21 protein-coding genes are annotated in these 18676 nt (G+C 56.8%); 18 read left to right on the forward strand and 3 right to left on the reverse strand.

The window, feature by feature from the left end:
- The 12 genes from ACFE0K_RS13500 to ACFE0K_RS13555 all read left to right on the forward strand — a co-directional run.
- Window positions 1–166, forward strand: a 166-nt coding sequence (locus ACFE0K_RS13500; protein WP_434536592.1) for a sigma factor-like helix-turn-helix DNA-binding protein, incomplete at its 5' end; no start/stop codon positions are given.
- Between the two features lie 95 nt (window positions 167–261).
- Entirely contained in the window at window positions 262–630 is a 369-nt protein-coding gene (locus ACFE0K_RS13505; RefSeq protein ID WP_434536553.1) for a DUF423 domain-containing protein, read from the forward strand.
- An 8-nt stretch (window positions 631–638) separates the two neighbouring features.
- The gene (gene thiS, locus ACFE0K_RS13510; RefSeq protein WP_035248621.1) at window positions 639–836 is read left to right on the forward strand and encodes a sulfur carrier protein ThiS; all 198 of its coding nucleotides are present in this window, start codon (window positions 639–641) and stop codon (window positions 834–836) included.
- Between the two features lie 52 nt (window positions 837–888).
- A complete protein-coding gene (locus ACFE0K_RS13515; protein WP_434536554.1) occupies window positions 889–1668 on the forward strand; it encodes a thiazole synthase in 780 nt (259 codons plus the stop codon).
- Window positions 1669–1833: 165 nt separating this feature from the next.
- Entirely contained in the window at window positions 1834–2550 is a 717-nt protein-coding gene (gene trmB / locus ACFE0K_RS13520; protein ID WP_434536555.1) for a tRNA (guanosine(46)-N7)-methyltransferase TrmB, read from the forward strand.
- A 146-nt stretch (window positions 2551–2696) separates the two neighbouring features.
- Window positions 2697–2864 (forward strand): hypothetical protein, encoded by a 168-nt coding sequence (locus ACFE0K_RS13525; protein WP_434536556.1) that lies wholly within the window; start codon window positions 2697–2699, stop codon window positions 2862–2864.
- A 67-nt stretch (window positions 2865–2931) separates the two neighbouring features.
- Window positions 2932–4662 carry an ATP-binding cassette domain-containing protein gene (locus tag ACFE0K_RS13530; protein ID WP_434536557.1) on the forward strand — a complete coding sequence of 577 codons (1731 nt, stop codon included), beginning with the start codon at window positions 2932–2934 and terminating at the stop codon, window positions 4660–4662.
- Window positions 4652–7813, forward strand: a complete 3162-nt coding sequence (lanM, locus tag ACFE0K_RS13535; RefSeq protein WP_434536558.1) for a type 2 lanthipeptide synthetase LanM — start codon at window positions 4652–4654, stop codon at window positions 7811–7813. Before ACFE0K_RS13530 ends, lanM begins: the two co-directional genes overlap by 11 nt.
- Window positions 7814–7823: 10 nt before the next feature.
- Window positions 7824–8501 (forward strand): hypothetical protein, encoded by a 678-nt coding sequence (locus tag ACFE0K_RS13540; protein ID WP_434536559.1) that lies wholly within the window; start codon window positions 7824–7826, stop codon window positions 8499–8501.
- Window positions 8494–9240: a phytanoyl-CoA dioxygenase family protein gene (locus ACFE0K_RS13545; RefSeq protein ID WP_434536560.1), complete on the forward strand. Its 747-nt coding sequence runs from the start codon at window positions 8494–8496 to the stop codon at window positions 9238–9240. Before ACFE0K_RS13540 ends, ACFE0K_RS13545 begins: the two co-directional genes overlap by 8 nt.
- On the forward strand, window positions 9227–9895 hold the full coding sequence (locus ACFE0K_RS13550; RefSeq protein WP_434536561.1) for a CatB-related O-acetyltransferase: 669 nt from the start codon (window positions 9227–9229) through the stop codon (window positions 9893–9895). Before ACFE0K_RS13545 ends, ACFE0K_RS13550 begins: the two co-directional genes overlap by 14 nt.
- Window positions 9892–10701: a hypothetical protein gene (locus tag ACFE0K_RS13555; RefSeq protein WP_434536562.1), complete on the forward strand. Its 810-nt coding sequence runs from the start codon at window positions 9892–9894 to the stop codon at window positions 10699–10701. Before ACFE0K_RS13550 ends, ACFE0K_RS13555 begins: the two co-directional genes overlap by 4 nt.
- Window positions 10702–10823: 122 nt before the next feature.
- Here the strand turns inward: ACFE0K_RS13555 and ACFE0K_RS13560 are convergent, their stop codons facing one another.
- Entirely contained in the window at window positions 10824–11432 is a 609-nt protein-coding gene (locus ACFE0K_RS13560) for an outer membrane beta-barrel protein (RefSeq protein ID WP_434536563.1), read from the reverse strand.
- Window positions 11433–11589: 157 nt separating this feature from the next.
- The gene (locus ACFE0K_RS13565) at window positions 11590–12891 is read right to left on the reverse strand and encodes an MFS transporter (RefSeq protein WP_434536565.1); all 1302 of its coding nucleotides are present in this window, start codon (window positions 12889–12891) and stop codon (window positions 11590–11592) included.
- Between the two features lie 90 nt (window positions 12892–12981).
- On the opposite strand from ACFE0K_RS13565, the gene ACFE0K_RS13570 reads away from it, so the two are divergent.
- The 5 genes from ACFE0K_RS13570 (at window position 12982) to ACFE0K_RS13590 (ending at window position 16883) form a co-directional block, all read left to right on the forward strand.
- On the forward strand, window positions 12982–13497 hold the full coding sequence (locus ACFE0K_RS13570) for a hypothetical protein (protein WP_434536566.1): 516 nt from the start codon (window positions 12982–12984) through the stop codon (window positions 13495–13497).
- Window positions 13498–13593: 96 nt separating this feature from the next.
- The gene (metX, locus tag ACFE0K_RS13575; protein WP_434536567.1) at window positions 13594–14817 is read left to right on the forward strand and encodes a homoserine O-succinyltransferase MetX; all 1224 of its coding nucleotides are present in this window, start codon (window positions 13594–13596) and stop codon (window positions 14815–14817) included.
- Entirely contained in the window at window positions 14810–15400 is a 591-nt protein-coding gene (gene metW / locus ACFE0K_RS13580; RefSeq protein ID WP_434536568.1) for a methionine biosynthesis protein MetW, read from the forward strand. Before metX ends, metW begins: the two co-directional genes overlap by 8 nt.
- Before the next feature lie 133 nt (window positions 15401–15533).
- Window positions 15534–16121: an RdgB/HAM1 family non-canonical purine NTP pyrophosphatase gene (rdgB, locus tag ACFE0K_RS13585; RefSeq protein WP_434536569.1), complete on the forward strand. Its 588-nt coding sequence runs from the start codon at window positions 15534–15536 to the stop codon at window positions 16119–16121.
- A gap of 75 nt (window positions 16122–16196) precedes the next feature.
- Complete coding sequence (locus ACFE0K_RS13590; protein WP_434536570.1) at window positions 16197–16883, forward strand: hypothetical protein; 687 nt, start codon at window positions 16197–16199, stop codon at window positions 16881–16883.
- On the opposite strand, the gene ACFE0K_RS13595 is transcribed toward ACFE0K_RS13590, so the two are convergent.
- Window positions 16874–17323, reverse strand: a complete 450-nt coding sequence (locus tag ACFE0K_RS13595) for a YaiI/YqxD family protein (protein ID WP_434536571.1) — start codon at window positions 17321–17323, stop codon at window positions 16874–16876. The genes ACFE0K_RS13590 and ACFE0K_RS13595 overlap by 10 nt on opposite strands.
- Window positions 17324–17462: 139 nt before the next feature.
- On the opposite strand from ACFE0K_RS13595, the gene hemW reads away from it, so the two are divergent.
- Window positions 17463–18611 (forward strand): radical SAM family heme chaperone HemW, encoded by a 1149-nt coding sequence (hemW, locus tag ACFE0K_RS13600; RefSeq protein WP_434536572.1) that lies wholly within the window; start codon window positions 17463–17465, stop codon window positions 18609–18611.
- Window positions 18612–18676: the final 65 nt, after the last annotated feature.

Consider the following 18676-nt stretch of genomic DNA (forward strand, 5'->3'; position numbering starts at 1 on the left):
GATGGCGCTGGACGAACGCAGCCGCGACATCCTCGAGCGCCGCTGGCTAGCCGACCAGAAGTCCACCCTGCAGGACCTGGCGAACGAGTACGGCGTGTCCGCCGAGCGTATCCGCCAACTGGAAAACAACGCCATCAAAAAGCTGCGCAACGCCATCGCCGCGTAACGCAGACAGCAAGCAAGGCCCCTCTTCCGAGGGGCTTTTGATTTTCCACCGGTTACGGGCTGCGTGCATGCCTGCAAGCGGGTAACATACCGTCCATGAAAATTCTGCTCCTACTCGGCGCCCTGAACGGCGCACTGGCCGTTATCCTCGGCGCCTTCGGCGCCCATGGCCTGAAATCCCGCGTGGATGAATCCATGCTTGCCGTGTGGTCCACCGCCAGCGAATACCACTTCTACCATGCCCTGGCGATGCTGCTGTGTGGGCTGCTGGCCAAGACGTTTGGCGCCAGCGGCATGGTCACCGCCGGTTGGGTGCTGTTTGCCGGCACCCTGGTTTTCAGTGGTAGCCTGTATGTACTGGTGCTCAGCGGTCAAAAATGGCTCGGCGCCATTACCCCGCTGGGCGGCACCGCACTGATCATTGGCTGGCTGATGCTGGCCTGGTCCCTGTTCAAGGCAGTTTGATCTCTATCATGAAGCTTACCGTCAACGGCGATACCCTGACTCTTGATGGCACCACCATCGCGGATCTGGTGACTCAGCTGAATCTTGCCGGCCGCCGCCTGGCGGTGGAAGTGAACCGGGACATCGTCCCGAAAAGTCAGCATGACGATTTCACCCTGAACGATGGCGATGTGGTGGAAATCGTCCATGCCATCGGCGGTGGCTGACACCACCCGGACCCTATTCATTACGCAGTAACCTGAACCGAGGCGAGGCCCCATGTCCGACCTGCTCACTATTGCCGGTAAAACCTATTCCTCCCGACTGCTGATCGGCACCGGCAAGTACAAGGATTTCGACGAAACCCGTGACGCCATTGAAACCAGTGGCGCCGAGATCGTCACCGTGGCCATTCGCCGTACCAACATCGGCCAGAACGCGGACGAACCCAACCTGCTGGATTTCATCAACCCGGACAAATACACCATCCTGCCCAACACCGCCGGCTGTTTCTCTGCCGAGGATGCGGTGCGCTGCTGCAAGCTGGCGCGAGAACTGCTGGACGGCCATGATCTGGTGAAACTGGAAGTACTGGGTGACCAGAAAACCCTGTATCCGAACATTTCCCACACCGTGCGAGCAGCCCGGGAGCTGATCGATGACGGCTTCAAGGTGATGGTCTATACCAACGACGATCCGATTGTCGCCAAGGAACTGGAAGACATGGGCTGTGTGGCGGTAATGCCGCTGGGCTCACTGATCGGGTCCGGCCTGGGCATTCTCAACCCGCATAGTATCCGCCTGATCCTGGAAGAGGCGAACGTGCCCATCATCGTGGATGCCGGTGTCGGCACGGCCTCCGACGCCGCCCTGGCCATGGAAATGGGCTGCCACGGCGTGCTGCTCAACTCTGCCGTGGCCCATGCACAGAAGCCGGTACTGATGGCCTCCGCCATGAAGAAAGCTATTGAAGCCGGGCGTGAGGCCTTCCTGGCAGGGCGCATGCCCCGCAAGGCCTACGCGTCAGCCTCGTCGCCGCTGGACGGCATCAGTCGATAAAAAAATGGCGCCGCTCTTGGGGGAGAGTCGGCGCCAGGGGGAATGGGTTTTCAATACCATGACTTGCAGGGTGATAATCGCCCGTCAGCCATCAAGATGACGTGAACTCCCCCCGCCCACGGTTTTTGCTACAATCGCCCCCCGCTCAACTCACCTGGCAACCCCATGCTCGACTTCATCAAACAGGATAAAGACCCGGAAACCGGCAAGGTCATGCGCAAGGTGCGCAGCTTTGTGTTGCGCGAGGGCCGCCTTACCGCCGGACAGCGTAATGCGCTGGATAGCCTCTGGCCGCAATTTGGCCTGGAGCGGGCCGACGGGGTGCTGGACCCGCAAGCGGTCTTCGGTCGCGACGCCCCACGGGTGCTGGAAATCGGCTACGGCATGGGCCACTCCTTGGCGGATATGGCGCAGGCCGATCCAGAAAAGGATTTTATCGGCATCGAAGTGCATCGCCCGGGTGTGGGGGCCCTGCTGATGGAAATCCAGCAGCGCGGCCTGAGCAACCTGCGCAGCTATTGCGATGACGCGGTGGAGATTCTGGAGCTGTGCATCCCGGATAACAGCCTGGCCCGGGTGCAACTCTACTTCCCCGACCCCTGGCACAAGAAAAAGCACCACAAACGCCGCATCGTTCAGCCCGCCTGGGTGGCCCTGGTGCACCGCAAGCTGCAACCCGGCGGCGTGCTGCACATGGCCACTGACTGGGAAAACTACTCCGAATACATGATGGAAGTGATGAACGGCGCCGAGGGCTTCACCAATCTGGCAGGCCCCGGGCAATTTTCTGAACGCCCTTCATGGCGGCCAGAAACGAAGTTCGAGCGTCGTGGTGAGCAATTGGGGCACGGCGTTTGGGATCTGTTGTTTACCAAGCAATAACCGATCGATGGCTTGCCATCACCCATTTAAGGTATTGCTTCGACACATGGCCAATGCTATCTATTAGGTTCTCTGCTGAAATCTGACCCCAGTCACATTTCAGCATTTTTGTACTCGACAAAAATTCGCTATGTAAGGGAACGACAATGATTGAATTCAAAGACGAAATCGAAGCCGAACTGGTTGCCGCAGAAGCCATCGACCAGCAAGCAGAGCAAACCGTGAACAGCAAGCTGCTGGAAACCGTTTTCAAGCCCACCATGGGCAGCGAAGAAGCCATCTGCATCAACCAGTCACGTAACATCACCTGCTGATTAGCCCACGCTAATGGTAGTCAGGCACCCTTTCCGGGTGCCTTTTTATTTATAACTTTGCCGGGCTATGCTTGCTTATCGTTTGATCAGGGAAACCCTGTACCGCCACGCCATTGCCTCGGTATCAACCCTGGTCTTGCTGGCCTCATCTCGCGTGCTTCAGGCGTGCATTCCTTTACTGTTTGCCGCGCTGGTTACCCAGTTTGAAACACCGGTCGGCCCTGATATCGCTTTCTGGCTTCTGGCAGGCTACGTTCTGGCCTCATTGTCCGTCATCCTCACCGATGAGATTCGACAGATACTCTTTCTCCCATTGATACAGCAGACACAACGCACCTTTCTTGCTCGGGCATTGTCTGCGCTACACGCCAAAACCAATGGTTTCCACTCGCGGCATCCATCACCAAAACTGACCCAGATGCTGACACGGGCAGCCTGGAGCCTGGAATCCCTGAGCAGCGTTGGCCTGTTCAATCTTCTCCCCAATGCCATTTATTGCCTGATCACCGCCGCTGTACTGGGTTGGGCTTTGGGTCCTGCATTCGCGGCCATTCTGGTCTGCACGCTTGCCCTCTATGTGCGCTTTACCATTCACATGGCAAAAAAACAAAAACGGCTTTACGCAGAGCGCATCCAAGCAGACAACAATGTGCATGCCATGTTGGGGGACAGCTTGGCAAATCATGAAATTGTGCAGCAGTTTGATAACGCCGATAGCGAAAGCAAAAGGCTCTTGGACAGGCAGCATCTTCTGCATCGGCATTGGCACCAGCAGCAGCAGCATCTCTCCACCAGCAAAATGATCCAGTCGTTGATCGTCTATTGCGGGCTGGGCCTCATGCTTTTCCTTACCATCAGGGACATGAAGAACGGGCAGGCCAGCGTGGCAGATTTGGTAATGGTCAACATGTACATGCTGCAGGTTTTCGCACCGCTACAAGCCGTTGGTCTTTTGTACACCGCATTTATTCAGGCTAAAGCCGACATCCAGAGTCTGGAAGAACTAGATCTTGAAATCATCCCATCCGACGAATCCAGTTTTTCGCCACAGACCACACTGTCCATTGAAAACGTTAGCGTCTTCGGGGATGAAGGCGAAGCCATACTCAGCGACATCTCTCTAAATATCACGACAGGGAGCACCATTGCCATCATCGGCCAGAGTGGCGCCGGGAAATCCGTATTGATGAAGGTACTCGCAGGCCTGATCCATCCCGCCACCGGCAATATTTGTTATGACGGAATTCAGGTAAGTGCTTCATCAAGAATGCAACAGACCCTGTATGTTTCACAACGCACAGGGATCTTCAACGACTCCCTGGAATACAACATTCGCTTTGCCGCCCCTGGCTGCACTGACGACGACATACAGGAAGCCATACAAGCCAGCCAACTTGGCAGCGTTATCGCACAACATGAGGCGGGGCTATCCACACCCTGTGGCGAAGCAGGATCACTCCTTTCTGGCGGCGAACGTCAACGCATCGCCCTTGCCCGTGCCTGGCTCAGCAACAAACCCATACTGGTTTTCGACGAGGCCACGTCACAACTTGATCGCCTGAATGAAAATGCCATTGTCAGAAAATTTCAGCACCGCCAGAAAGGCGAAACGCGTTTCGTGATTTCCCATCGGCTGGACAGCATTCTCAACGCAGACATGATCGTACTACTGGAACAAGGAAGGGTGGTCGCGCAAGGTACTCATGAACTGTTGTTGAACGAATCGGCCTTGTATCGGCAACTCCGGGAAAGCGTGCAAAAACCCTCCCCCACGAGCCACATCAACGATGCGAGCTGAAGCCTTCCAGCGCATAGTGTCCGCCCGAACCCTTACCCTGGCGGAACACCTCTGCGGTGACTACCTGCAACCCGACATGGGCGATGGGGCAACCCGTGTAGCCGAACGTCGATTAAAGCACTGGCAGGGAATCCTCGATCGGTTTTCTGCCGGCAACCTTCACAAGCGTCTGTTATGGGACAACATTAAGCTTTCCAACGAAGTACTGTTAGACCGATTGCGCCCTGGAACCTTGCGCAGCGACGTCCCTTTGCCAGAGTGGACCAATACCGCGTGGCGCATTGCCAAGACAGTCCAGAAAAGTACATCGAACACGCAAGCATTCAGCTATCTGGACAGCAATGATCCAGTACCGTTTGAATCCCTTTTTCTTCCCATCATTGAAAGCCAGAGAAAAGAACTTATTTCTGCGTGTCCCAGATGGGACACGCAGTTTTCAGATCAGGCAAAAGACTGTTTATGCCGGGATCTACTGCAGCGACTGTCAGCCAACCTCTCCCGGTGTCTGGAACATGAGTTTTCACTTTTCCGTCTTAAACAGGCCCCCTCCAATCCCCAGGGCACTGCGCTGTATCAGGACTTTCTCAACAACCTTGCAAACGGGGATATTCAGCCCTTCCTGCTGAAATACGCCTACGCAACACGACTTGCCAGCCTGACGCTGGAGCAGTGGCTCAACAACCAGATACGGCTTTCCCGGCACCTGGACGATGACAGACAGGCACTTGCCCATCATTTTGGCGTGCCAACCAGCGCTCGGGTTGAAACCGTCAGCACCGGCTTGTCAGACCGGCACCACAATGGCCAAAGCGTGACAAAAACCGTCTTTTCAGGAGGCATCACGCTGTACTACAAGCCCCGGGGGATGGTGCTGGAAAGTCGTATCGCAGAGCTGTGCGGGGAACTGGATGCCAGCCTGACCGCCATTGTTCCGCCGGTCATCAGCCGCCACGACCATGGCTGGGTAACAGAAATCACCGGACAAACCGCCGACCCCGACCGCTACTATGCCCAGGCTGGAAAAATCATTTTTGCTGCCTGGATGTTTGCGGGAACCGACCTTCATGACGAAAATGTCATGCCCTCAACGGATGGCCCGGTCATTATTGACGCAGAAATGCTGGCTTCCCCGATCCCGTTGAGCACCGGATCATCAAGCTCAGCGTCTATGCTGGCCTCAACCACTACCCGGGCAGAAGATGCCACCGTACTCCGCTCGGGGCTTCTACCTCGCTGGTTGTCATACGGTGATGGCACCGCCATTCAAATCAGCGGAATTTCAGCCGGCAAGAAATATCTGACCGACCTGAAAACCCACTGCTGGGTGCATATCAACACGGACCGCATGGCGCTACAGACAGAGTGGATCAGTGTTGATACCGCTAACAAAAAAACATCATTACCACCCGCCTCCGATTATGAGGCGGCCATCCTGGAAGGCTTCTGCAGCCTTGTTGAACCTGCCCGACGTCTTGCCGCCAGACCGCAATGGGAACACACACTGGCAACCCTGATGAACGGCTGCGAAGTTCGATTTCTGGTCAGGGACACAACGCTGTACGCCACGCTTGAACAGACTGTTCGCCACCCCCGTCATGCGCTGACACTGCTGGACGCAGAGATCGAACAGGAATGCCTGGCGGCAACATTTCTGAGTCATAACTCTCGTCCTCATGTCTGGCCATTTCTTGCTGAAGAGAAAGCATCGCTTCAGAATGGCGACATTCCCCACTTCGTCGTAGCCGCAAACCAGACCCATTGGCAGACCCGGGATGGCCAATCCATTGAACTCTTTGCGCGCTCTGGACTCGACGAAATCCGTGAACGGTTTTCACAAATATCAGACACTGATATCGCCTTACAAAGCAGCCTTATCAAGTCCTGTCTCTTTACCACGCGTGAAGACTTTGAGGTAAAACCAACGCCACAAGCAGCAAAAGGAGTGGCCGGGCCAGGCAGCCCGCTCAACCCTTTACACGTCGCCACCCGCATCGGGGACGCCCTGCTGAACATGGCGATAAAGCGGCCAGAAGCCCACGGGAAAATGCCCACCTGGATTGCGGCCCAGTCTCTTGGGGCGCGTCACCCCAGTACTGTGCGGGCACTGGAAGCCAGCCTGTATGACGGCCAGGCAGGCATGGGGTTGTTTTTTGCCGCATTGGCACAACGCACCCAGGCACCCCGATTTCAGCAGGCAAGTGAAAACATATTTCGTGGCCTGCTTGCTAAGGGCGAACATTGGAACGAAGAGCTGGATAACCGACATGGAGGTCTGGTTGGACGCCCCTCCCTCCTCTTCGCGCTCCACCATGCAATCACACTCGCCGAGCTGGATAGCCTGCGCCCCGACCACAAAAAACTCTGCACGTCGCTAATTGAAAACACATTCACTCCCTCTGGCCAATCCGCCGACTGGATTAGTGGTCTCGCCGGAGCAATTGCGGCCATGACGCCCTGCCTGCCCCTGCCACAGCATCAGGCTTATCTGGACTCCCTACTCGAACAGTTCATCTCAATAGAATCGTCATCACTGCTTGCCGGCTGGCCAGAAAAAGGCAAAACCCCGGCGATCTCAGGGCAACATTTCATGACTGGTGCAGGTCACGGCATTGCCGGCCCCATATTGTCGCTATGCCAACTTCTCGAACCGATCCCCCCCGCCGACCGGCCCGCCCCGGCGCTAAGGGTACTCACCGAATGCAGCCGTTTTCTGGATGCTCAATGGGTAGAGGAAGAACGCAACTGGAAGGCCTCCGCCGAACCCACAGCGCTTGCAGATAGTGATGGATGGGCCCACGGCTCAGCTGGCATTCTGGTGGCTCTTGGGGCACTGCAACGGATTACCGGTTCTGCCCAAGCCTGCGCCGATAAAGCCGCAGCACGATTGCGAGAACGGCCACTCATGCAATGGGATCATCTGGCCATGGGTAACTGTGGCCTGATAGAGACATGGCTTTTGCTCGGCGAGCAGGATCAGGCCTCCCAGCTTGCCAACCGCATGCTGGGGCGTTATCAATCACAACAGAGCTGGGCAATACCCGGAGGGGAAAGTATGCAACCGGCCATGTTCACCGGCATAGCCGGTATTGGCTACTCACTGCTCAGGCTTGAGCAACCAACCCTGCTCCCCTCACTATTGAGCCTGCAATAAGGAGCCGGGCATGCAGAACTATGATCCCGAAAAGCTGCTGATATCAATCCACATTCCCAAATGTGGCGGCACCAGTTTCACTTCATGCCTTGAGCAGTTTTTCGGTGAACATCTCCACCTTCATTACCCGGATGATCCGGAACCCGGCCCACCACCCGAAACAGCACAACGAATTCGAGCCTGTGTTCATGGCCATTTTTACCATCATCGCTGGGCCATCGGGGCCATGGATTACTATCCTGATTCAAGCCAGTTCATCACCATGCTGCGCGAGCCCTTTGAGATGGCACTCTCAGGGTATTACTTCCGGCGAAGACTTGGCGATCTCGGCGACATCACATTACACCAACATCTCGATGAGTTACTGGCAACACCCCAGTTGTTCAATTATCTGGGATTGCCTTTCGATCTCTGGAAAGCCTCAGAAGATGATATTCAGGAGTGGCTGGATACACGATTTCTCTGGATCGGCCTCACCGAGCGTTTTCAGGAATCAGTGGACCTGCTAGCCATGAAGCTCGACAAGGCATCACCAGACGTCGCCGTCGATAACGTCAGCCCGAGAGATGACGGCCTCGCTGAATACACGCAATACCAGAAAAAATTCCGTCAGCGTTATCGCCGCGAATACGCCTTGTATGATTACGCCAATCGCCGCCTTGATTGGGAGCTAGGCCAATATGATTGATCTGCAACAGGCCGCCGAGTCACTTCGCCGCGACGGATTGGTTGTTTTCCCGGGGCTTTACCTTGATATGTCCGAAACCTTGTTGCGCGAGCACAAGCAGTGTTTTTCCGGCTCTCTGACTGGCATCAAACTCGCCCCGCCCATGGATGGGGAAAAGATTCTCCCCGCCAGGGAAGTGGATTTACTCGAAAACAATCTGACAACGCTACACCGCAGCCTATTCCCTGACTGGTTTTCCCAGCTGGGTGCCCGTTATTTTCACTCACAGGAAAGCCGTAACGATTTCGCCTCCATCTGTTACGACACCTTCAAACATGACCGATTGGGTCCAGGAAATCACCATCCACACTGGGACCCTACGCTATCATTACGATTGATGGTGTATGTTTCTGATGTGACTGAGAAGAACGGTGCTATTGAAGTGAAACCCGGCACACATTTCAGCAACCACGCGGCTCGCCTAAACCAATGGGAAAACTCCATTCCCTATGCGGACCCATGCTCTTGCAGTGGTGCCGACGAGCCCTATCAGAGTATCCAGGGAGGGACAGGCACCGTCATTGTGTTCGATGTTTCCCTGACACACCGAAAAGGTATCGTTGCACAAGGTGAAGACCGGCGCGTTGCGTTTTCGCATATTCACTCCCCCCTTGCCCAGCACCAACTGGCCGGGACTCCCTTTCACGCCATTCCGCAATCACTTCTCTGGCCCCATGGAAACGCCGATGATTACCGATGAACAAAAAACACAACGATTAAAAGCCCTTGCCAGCTATGCGGACTGGCTACACCCGGAAGAACTTACATTGTCGGCTTTCGACGGTGACCATGACCGAGCCTGCTTCCTTGAAAAGGAAAGCCGAATCAGTGATGACTTCAAACCCTTCAATCTCTTGATGGGTCGCAATGCTTACTATCAGTGCCGTACCCAAATGCCCACCAATCTGATCATAGGCCGGCATAGCTCTATCAGCGCGCTGTCCATACTGGGGGCGGTAAGTCATAACGTGGATATGTTAACCACCGGCATGCTGGATCTGGAGCGGGAGATGGGTGGCGAGATGACAAGCACCGACATCTACCAGGCTGGCATCTACCCCACCGTGATCGGCTGTGATGTCTGGGTGGGACACAATGCCATTGTGCTTCAGGGTGTCTGCGTCGGCCATGGCGCCTGCATCGCGGCTGGCGCTATTGTCACTGACAATGTGCCACCCTATGCCATCGTTGGCGGGGTGCCCGCCCGTGTGATCAAGTATCGGTTTGACGAGCCGACCCAAGAAGCCTTACTGGCCAGCCGCTGGTGGGAGCTCCCCCAGGAGATTGTTCGCACTTTGCCGAAAAAGGATATTGCCCGCGTGCTGACCATTGCCAATGAGTACTGGCAATCATGAACGTTTTGAACGCAGCATTAACAAAGGAACGGGACCATTTCTTACAGGTTATTCGTGAAGCCTGTGTCATTCCCGATCCCTTTCCCCATGCGTTGATTGACGGAGCCTTTTCTGAAGATTTCCTTGAGCAGCTTTACAGAAACTTGCCGGACAGGAACCGCTTCAACGATGCAGGGCATGGCCTGCATGCTTTTCAGATCTGGGATCAGAGTGATGATTTGCAACAGTGGACAGATCACCGCAAGGCATTCTGGGAGGCATGCAACCAGATCCTGTTTGATGATTCGGTAGCTGCTGCGTTTCATGAATTGTTTTCACCCGCCAGAGTATCGCTATACCAAAGTTTGTTCGGGAATCTTGCCAATCGCAGGCTGTCACAGATCAAGCTTCAACCTTGGGCCTCCAGTGGCGCGCTCAACATTCGTTCTGCTGGCAGCAGCCTGCCGACACATATGGACTGGCCAAATCGTCTGTACAGTCTGATCTTGTATTTGGATCCCGACATCACAGCGCAGCCGGAATGGGGAACCCGTCTATTTCATGGCCCCAAAGTCACTGGACAAGAAGGTCTCAATATCATGGCAAAGCGCGCTCCTGACCACGTGAAATCCTGTCGCAAAGAAGCCGCCACCTTGATTCCCTTCAAGCCTGGCAGAGTCGCCATTTTCATGAACACACCATGGTCCTACCACGGCGCCAGCGTTAACACTGAAAGTCAGGCCGCGCGCTGGTGTCTGGTCAAAGGCATCAACATGACACTGGAGGCTACTGAGAATTTATTCGGACTGCCCCCCGAATTAAACTGACCAGCACCCCTGCGGCACAAATATCTTTCCAACGAATACAGCGACAGCCATCGAAAGGCTGTCGCTGATCAGGCTACCATTTCGTTAACGTCGTTACTGTCAAGGCTGCCCCAAGCCTTTAATTAGCGGAAATAGCCTTCCAAACCAATGCTAAAACTGTCGTATTCCAGCTCCTCGCCATACTCATCTTCGAATCTGTACAAGGTATAGCCCACAACAAGCCCGGCTGACTTTTCATTGAACAGGAACTTGCCACGTACACCGTAGAAGAAATCCCGCCCATCGCTTTTGCCCTTTAGTGTACCCATAGCAGTCCGGGTTGTGGACTCACCATCCCAGTTCTGCAAACCAAGGGTGCCACCCACAAAGGCGGTGTCAGATAGAGGCAGCATCAGATCACCAGCAAAATAAAGCCCGTCGACCTCTACGCTGTAATCACCCAAAGCAGCTCCACCGAAGGACACTTCCCCGGATTGCTCACCGAATGTCCGATAGCCCATACGGATGGAAGAAGCACCACCAAAGGTATAACCCAAGTAGATATCAGTACCGATAGCGGAACCATCATCTTCCGCATCGAAGCCTGCTCCGAGTTCATCCTCTATTTCATCTGCGAAGTTACTGGTGTCAAATCCCAGCGCACCACCCAGCATGAAGCTACCCTGCTGTGTTTCAGCTGCCACATTCCCCGCTGCCAACAAGGCTGATACCAGCACCACTACTTTTTTCATGATTTCCCCCTGATTTTGACAAAGCCGATTAAAGTAATGCGTTCGGCTAGCAAGTAAATAACTCAAGGCAGTTTTGAGACATCGCTTACAAAGGGTTGAGAGATCCGCCATCACAACAACCCTTCTCCTGGGTCTGGCTACAACGACCGGCTTCGCTTCAAGCCTCGTTCAGAGATAATGCACTTAACACCCCTACCCCACCCATACAGCCCAGCACCAGCAGAGCCCAATCGTTACCCAATGTCGCCACCGCAGCACTCAGGCCCCCAACCACCAGCAGCAGAACACCTATCACTGTATTACTCACCGCCGTATAGTCCGTGCGTTTGGTGCCGCCAGCCATATCCACCATGTAGGTCTTGCGGCCGATACGCACGCCGGCATGGGCGATGGCGAGCACAAAGAAGGCCAATGGGTACAACCAATGAAGCCAGTCAGCCTGCGGCCCCCAGGCGGCAAGCCCACCGGCCAATAGACAGACCAGCGCCGCCAGCCCCCCGCCCCGCACCATCACGTTGCGGCTGGAGGTGTCGGCCATATAGCCCCAGACCGTGGCGCTGACGGTACTGGCCAGGCTGGAGGACAGCACTAAGCTGCCCAGCAGCAGCGGCAAAGCGGCTTGGTCCTGCGCTACCAGCAACAGGAACGGAGAGGCCAGTGACGACGCCATCAGCAAGGCACGGGTAATGACAAAACGGCGGAAAGGGGCATCGGTTTTCAGCAGGCTCAGACTGGCCAGCGCCTCCTTGAAGGCGTTATTGCCGCCTTCGCTGGCCCCCGGATACTCGTCTACGGTAAAGAACACGGCAGCAGCCACTAACCAGGCCACCCCTGCCGACGCCAACAACGCGCCATAAAACGCCATAGACGGGTCCTCACCACCGCGGAAGATCACCAGTGACAGCGCGAACGTGATGGCGCCCGACAGCGTGGCAGACAGCCCCGTTAGGCGGCCACGGCGGGATTTGGGAATGCACTTGCCTTGCACATCCTTCATGGCCACAGAGCAGAAGCCGCGACTGATACTGAATAGCACCAACAAACCGATAATCGTCAGACCTGCCTGCATACCCTCCAGCAACCAGACCGCTGCGGCCATTGCCAGCACGGCGACACCCTGCAGCGCCGCCCCCAGGGTCCAGAAGCCCTTGCGTACCGGGTAGCGACGCACCAGGGCGCCGATCATCAACTGGGGAATAAGTGAACCAGATTCACGGATGGGCACCAGTAATGCGGCCAGGTAAGACGGCGCCCCTACCGCAGTAATCAGCCAGGCCAGCACGGTTTTCGGGTTGATCAACAGATCGCCGATCTTGGTCAGGGTGTTGGCGCAGATAATGCGAAAAAAATTCCCGGGCACCTCCCGACAGGCGGCATCACTGATGTCCGTGCAGGTACGAGCGTCCTCCTCGTTGGCCACCTGGGCGTAGAGGCGGTCGAGAAGATCCTGTTTTGCCATACTTCACCCCATCTTGATCACTTTTTGACCCAGCCCTCACTGTGGCAGGCTTAACGTGAACCCAACATATAACGATGGAGGGCAAGACGCATGTATCGGGTTTATTATCTCGTCCCCAACCTGCAGCAGGTTCGCAACGCGGTCACGCGCCTGGACACCGCTGGTATCGGTGGTGATCGCATCCATGTGATGGCCAGAGATGCCGGCGAACTGGATCGCCATGGCATCAATGCCACCACGCCCTGGGAAGACACCGACATCATGAGCAACGGTTACAGCGGCGCCAGCCGCGGGCTGTTGATCGGTCTGATTGCCGGTTACGCCATCGCCTTTATCGATCCCTGGGGCGTGGACGCCCATCTCGGTGTGTGGCTGCTCACCGCCCTGTTCTTCACCTGTTTCGGTGCCTGGGCCGGCGGTCTGCGTGGGATTTCCCAGGCCAACCATCACTTGTCTCCTTACCTGCAGTCAGTGAAGAACGGCAATTACCTGATCCTCATTGATGTGGATCGCAAGCATGAGCGCAATCTCGTCCACCAGGCGCTGGACCACCACATCGAGATCCGTAACCAGGGTGAAGAGGAGCATTTCTCTCCTCTGGCCTAAATCAGCCGCCAATTCCGGCGCTCGCCGCCCGGTAGTCGATTGCACGGCCACCGGGCGGGCTTTAGACTTTGCGGCATCCTTTGCAAGCGAGTCATCATGCCGCAACAGATCCCCGACGACGCTCCATGGTCTGCTGAAGACTCTGTAGGTCTGGTCGAGCCCAGAACGCTCCAGTTTGATACCGCTCTCGAACTGGAATGCGGCCGCACCCTGACGTCCTACGAGCTGGTCTATGAGACCTACGGCACCCTCAACAGCAACGCCTCCAATGCGGTGCTGATCTGCCATGCCCTGTCCGGCCATCACCATGCCGCCGGCTATACCAGCAAGAGCGACAAGCGCCCCGGCTGGTGGGACGCCTGTATCGGCCCCGGCAAGGTGATCGATACCAACCGCTTTTTCGTGGTCAGCCTGAATAATCTGGGTGGCTGTCACGGCTCCACCGGCCCCGCGTCCATCAATCCGGAAAGCGGTCAGCCCTGGGGGCCGGATTTTCCCATGATGACGGTAAAGGACTGGGTGAACAGCCAGGCCAGGCTGGCGGATGTGCTGGGCATTTCCCGCTGGGCCGCAGTCATCGGCGGCAGCATGGGCGGCATGCAGGCATTGCAGTGGTCCATCGACTATCCGGACCGGCTCAGCCATGCGGTGGTCATCGCCGCGGCACCGAAACTGTCTGCCCAGAACATTGCCTTCAATGAAGTGGCGCGCCAGTCCATCCTTACCGATCCCAACTTCCACGGCGGGCGTTATTACCTGCACGACACCTATCCCCGTCAGGGGCTGATCCTGGCGCGCATGGTCGGCCATATCACCTACCTGAGCGAGGACGCCATGCGCATGAAGTTCGGCCGCGATCTGCGTGCCGGCCGCTTCCATTTCGGCTTCGACGTGGAGTTCCAGGTGGAATCCTATCTGCGCCATCAGGGTGAAGTGTTCTCGCGCAATTTCGACGCCAACACCTACCTGCTGATGACCAAGGCGCTGGATTATTTCGACCCGGCCCGGGAGTTCGATAATTCCCTGGAAACCGCCCTGGCAAAGCCGGAGTGCAAGTTCCTGGTCATGTCGTTCACCTCGGATTGGCGCTTTGCGCCGGAGCGCAGCCGGGAAATCGTCAACGGCCTGGTCCATGCCGGCCGCGATGTGAGCTACGCGGAAATCGATACGCCCAAAGGCCACGACGCTTTCCTGCTGGATATTCCCGAATACACCAAGCTGTTCGGCGCCTACATGCACAGGGTCGCCAACGAGGTGGAAAACAGCGCCAACGAATTCGAAAACGGCGTCAACAATGTGGAGGCAGGCAACCATGCGTGATGACCTGCAACTGATCAGTGACTGGATCCCCGCTGACGCCAGCCTGCTGGACCTGGGCTGTGGTGACGGCACCCTGCTCGCCCACCTGCAGCAGCACAAGCAGATCCGCGGCTACGGCCTGGAGATTAACCAGGACAACCTGGCGGCGTGTTTCGGAAAAGGCGTCAATGTACTGGAGCAGGATCTGGACGAAGGCCTGGGCAATTTCCAGAATCATCGCTTCGATTATGTGGTGATGACCCAGGCCCTGCAGGCGGTGCTGCGCCCTGACCAGATCCTCAATGAAATGCTGCGGGTGGGCCGCGAAGCGATTATCACCTTCCCCAACTTCGGTCACTGGCGGGTACGCGCCTACCTGGGCCTGAAAGGACGCATGCCGGTGTCTTCCACGCTGCCCTACGAGTGGTACAACACGCCCAACATCCACCTGTGTACGGTGCAGGATTTCGAAACCCACTGTCGTAAGAGCAACATCCGCATCCTGGAACGACAGGTGATCAACCGCCGCCATCGCAGCGGCGTACTGGCCCGGCTCTGGCCCAACCTGTTCGGGGAAATTGCGATTTATCGGGTGACGGTATAAAAGCAGCTACGAGCTACGAGCTACGAGCTACGCAGTTAGATAACGAAGAGCCGGGCACCCAAGTTCCCGGCTTTTCTCTTTTCCTCGCAGCTCGTCGCTAGAAGCTCGCCGCTAACGACGTCAGGAGTTTTTCATGGAAAAAATCGTTCTCGCCTCCGGCAACGCCAAGAAACTCGCCGAAATGCAGCGCCTGCTGGAACCGCTGAATATCGAGGTGGTGGCCCAGAGTGAATTTTCCGTGCCGGAGGCAGATGAAACCGGCACCACCTTTGTGGAAAACGCCATCATCAAGGCTCGCAATGCCAGCAAATACACCGGCCTGCCTGCCATTGCCGATGACTCGGGGATTGAAGTGGCAGCGCTGAAGGGTGCCCCCGGGGTGTATTCGGCGCGGTTTTCCGGGGTCGGCGCCACCGACGCCAAGAACAATGCCCTGCTGGTGGAGATGCTGACCGATGCGCCGGATGTCTCCCGTGATGCCCGCTATGTGGCCGTGATCGTTCTGATGCGCCACGAGGATGATGCCACGCCGCTGATCTGCCAGGGCACTTGGGACGGCGAGATCGTACTGGAGCCACAGGGAGAGCAGGGCTTCGGCTATGATCCGCATTTCTTTGTCAGAGAAAAGAACTGCACCGCCGCCCAGTTGCCAGCGGAAGAAAAAAACGCGCTCAGCCACCGAGGCAAGGCCATGGGCCAGCTGATTCAGGCCCTGCGGTAATATTCTGTAGCCTCCTTCACCCGTTTATCGTCCCGGCTTGTTAGCATGGACTTCATGTGCAGCAGGGATGCGATTATGCGAACACAACAACTTGCCGCTGCCAGCGCCCTGGCAACACTGGTCTCACTGGCCCAAGGCAGTGGTCTGGAAGGCAGGCTCGAGTCTCAATGGCAAAGCCGCTATGTGACCGAAGGTCGCGACAACCTGGACAGCAACCCTCTGGTGTCCGCTGCCGCTGATCTGACCCGTCAGGAACTCACCGCCGGAGTCTGGCAGGCCTGGGCCAATGGCAACGATTACCGGGAAAACAATCTTTTCGTGGAATACGCTCCCTATGTGGAGCACTGGAGTCCCTACCTCAACGTCACCTACCTGCAGTTTCACCCGCAGGGTGCGGATGATGTGGAAACCGGCGCCGGGTTTACCGCGCCGCTGCAGCCCTGGCTGTCCGTGTCACTGGATGGCACCTGGAGCAAGCAGGCATCTGGCGCTTTCTATGCCCTGACCCTGCACACCCAACGAGAGCTGCTCCCCGACTGGACCGGTAAACTGCATTTCACCCAGACCTACGATGACGGCTATGCCAGTGAGGATTACAACGGCCCAAACCACAGAGAGATCGGTGCGCAGGTATTCTGGGACGTGCGGCCGGCACTGGACCTGCATGCGGGCTGGCAACATAGCTGGGCCGGGGAAGACGTACGCCGGGACGGCGGTGATGACCTCAGCTGGGGCCAGGTCGGCCTGATCCGCTATTTCTGAACACGGGCCAGCCAGCGATCCAGCGCATTGGCGAATCTCGCCTTGTCCTGACCCGAATAACTGCTGGGGCCACCGGTCTGCATGCCGGCCGAGCGCATCTCCTCCATGAAATCGCGCATGTTCAACCGTTCGCGCACGGTATCCTTGTCCAGCCAATGCCCGTGTGGTGTTACCGCCTCTGCCCCCTTGGCGACCACCTCTGCCGCCAGCGGGATATCCTGAGTCACGACAAGGTCTCCAGGTTCACAGCGGCGAACAATTTCGTTATCCGCCACGTCAAAGCCCTGCCCCACCTGAATGGCACGGATCAACGCAGAGCGCGGCACTGCCACCGGTTGATTGGCCACCAGAGTGCACGGAATCTGCACCCGCTGAGCCGCCCGAAACAACACCTCTTTCACCGGCCGCGGACACGCGTCGGCATCTACCCAGATATGCATAAATCAGTGAACAGTTAAAAGTGAATAGTTAACAGCGAAGGTCAAAAGACACACACCTTCGCCCTGGCAGTTTGCTACCATACCCGAACCAGGTGGATTTTAGCTGTTCACTGTTCACTTTTAACTGTTCGCTGTCCTCATGCCCCTCAAGAACCCACCGCTCTCCCTCTACATCCACACTCCCTGGTGTGTGCGCAAATGCCCCTATTGCGATTTCAATTCCCATGAGCGGGGTGAATTGCCAGAGGCGGCTTATCTGCAGGCATTGCTGAAGGATCTGGATCAGGATCTATCGCTGATCGGGGATCGGCCAGTGGAAACCGTGTTTATCGGCGGCGGCACGCCGAGTCTGCTGTCCGGGGATTTTTATCAGCAACTGTTTCAGGGTATCCGGCAACGGCTATCCCTGAGCGATCAGGCTGAAATCACCCTGGAAGCCAACCCTGGCACGGTGGAAGCGGGCCGCTTTGCCGGCTTTCGGGAGGCTGGCATCAACCGGCTGTCTATCGGGGTGCAGAGCTTCAACAATGTGCATCTTCAAGCTCTGGGCCGCATCCATGATGCCAGTGCCGCCATTGATGCCGCCCGCCAGGCCCGGGAGGCCGGCTTCACCACCTTTAATCTGGATATCATGCATGCCTTGCCCGGCCAGAGCCGGGCGCAGGCCCTGGAGGACCTGCAACAGGCCATGGCGCTGCAGCCGACACACCTGAGCTGGTACGAGCTTACCATCGAGCCGAACACGGTTTTCTACCGCTCCCCCCCAGATCAGCCCGCAGCAGACAGCATGGCTGACACCGAAGAGGCCGGCTTTGCCCTGCTGGCCAGTCAGGGGTTTCAGCGCTATGAGGTTTCCGCCTTTTCCCTGGACGGCCATGCCTGTCGGCATAACCTGAATTACTGGCAATTCGGCGATTACCTGGGTATCGGCGCAGGCGCCCACGGCAAGATCACCGATGCCGCCCGGGGCACCATCCACCGCTACCAGAAAACCCGTAAGCCGGAAGACTATCTGGCCAACCCGGAACAGGCCCGCCGCCAGTTCCAGCCAGTGGTAGAAGACGACCGCTTGTTTGAAGCCCTGATGAACGGCCTGCGACTCGTGGACGGCATCCGGTTACAGACTGTAGAGGACAACACCGGCCTTCCTGCGGCACAATGGATAAAGAATCTGGGGGAACTCCGGCAACACGGATTGCTGGAGGTCACCGCTCAGCGACTGCACTGCACCGACAAGGGCATGCACCACCTGAACGGGGTATTGGCGAAGCTGGCAGAGGCGCTGTAACAAAGCGCTTGAACCACTCCCCAATGCTATTCACACTGTTTCCATGCATCACAACAGATACCGAC

It is taken from the genome of Alcanivorax sp., assembly GCF_051117345.1.
Lineage (GTDB): Bacteria > Pseudomonadota > Gammaproteobacteria > Pseudomonadales > Alcanivoracaceae > Alcanivorax.

Coding starts and splice junctions, on each gene's coding strand:
- rdgB (WP_434536569.1), top strand. CDS start 15,534: ATGGAAAAAATCGTTCTCGCCTCCGGCAACGCCAAGAAACTCGCCGAA.
- ACFE0K_RS13550 (WP_434536561.1), top strand. CDS start 9,227: ATGATTACCGATGAACAAAAAACACAACGATTAAAAGCCCTTGCCAGC.
- ACFE0K_RS13560 (WP_434536563.1), bottom strand. CDS start 11,432: ATGAAAAAAGTAGTGGTGCTGGTATCAGCCTTGTTGGCAGCGGGGAAT.
- thiS (WP_035248621.1), top strand. CDS start 639: ATGAAGCTTACCGTCAACGGCGATACCCTGACTCTTGATGGCACCACC.
- ACFE0K_RS13555 (WP_434536562.1), top strand. CDS start 9,892: ATGAACGTTTTGAACGCAGCATTAACAAAGGAACGGGACCATTTCTTA.
- ACFE0K_RS13505 (WP_434536553.1), top strand. CDS start 262: ATGAAAATTCTGCTCCTACTCGGCGCCCTGAACGGCGCACTGGCCGTT.
- ACFE0K_RS13525 (WP_434536556.1), top strand. CDS start 2,697: ATGATTGAATTCAAAGACGAAATCGAAGCCGAACTGGTTGCCGCAGAA.
- metX (WP_434536567.1), top strand. CDS start 13,594: ATGCCGCAACAGATCCCCGACGACGCTCCATGGTCTGCTGAAGACTCT.
- ACFE0K_RS13515 (WP_434536554.1), top strand. CDS start 889: ATGTCCGACCTGCTCACTATTGCCGGTAAAACCTATTCCTCCCGACTG.
- ACFE0K_RS13545 (WP_434536560.1), top strand. CDS start 8,494: ATGATTGATCTGCAACAGGCCGCCGAGTCACTTCGCCGCGACGGATTG.
- ACFE0K_RS13565 (WP_434536565.1), bottom strand. CDS start 12,891: ATGGCAAAACAGGATCTTCTCGACCGCCTCTACGCCCAGGTGGCCAAC.
- ACFE0K_RS13570 (WP_434536566.1), top strand. CDS start 12,982: ATGTATCGGGTTTATTATCTCGTCCCCAACCTGCAGCAGGTTCGCAAC.
- metW (WP_434536568.1), top strand. CDS start 14,810: ATGCGTGATGACCTGCAACTGATCAGTGACTGGATCCCCGCTGACGCC.
- ACFE0K_RS13590 (WP_434536570.1), top strand. CDS start 16,197: ATGCGAACACAACAACTTGCCGCTGCCAGCGCCCTGGCAACACTGGTC.
- hemW (WP_434536572.1), top strand. CDS start 17,463: ATGCCCCTCAAGAACCCACCGCTCTCCCTCTACATCCACACTCCCTGG.
- ACFE0K_RS13540 (WP_434536559.1), top strand. CDS start 7,824: ATGCAGAACTATGATCCCGAAAAGCTGCTGATATCAATCCACATTCCC.
- ACFE0K_RS13530 (WP_434536557.1), top strand. CDS start 2,932: ATGCTTGCTTATCGTTTGATCAGGGAAACCCTGTACCGCCACGCCATT.
- lanM (WP_434536558.1), top strand. CDS start 4,652: ATGCGAGCTGAAGCCTTCCAGCGCATAGTGTCCGCCCGAACCCTTACC.
- trmB (WP_434536555.1), top strand. CDS start 1,834: ATGCTCGACTTCATCAAACAGGATAAAGACCCGGAAACCGGCAAGGTC.
- ACFE0K_RS13595 (WP_434536571.1), bottom strand. CDS start 17,323: ATGCATATCTGGGTAGATGCCGACGCGTGTCCGCGGCCGGTGAAAGAG.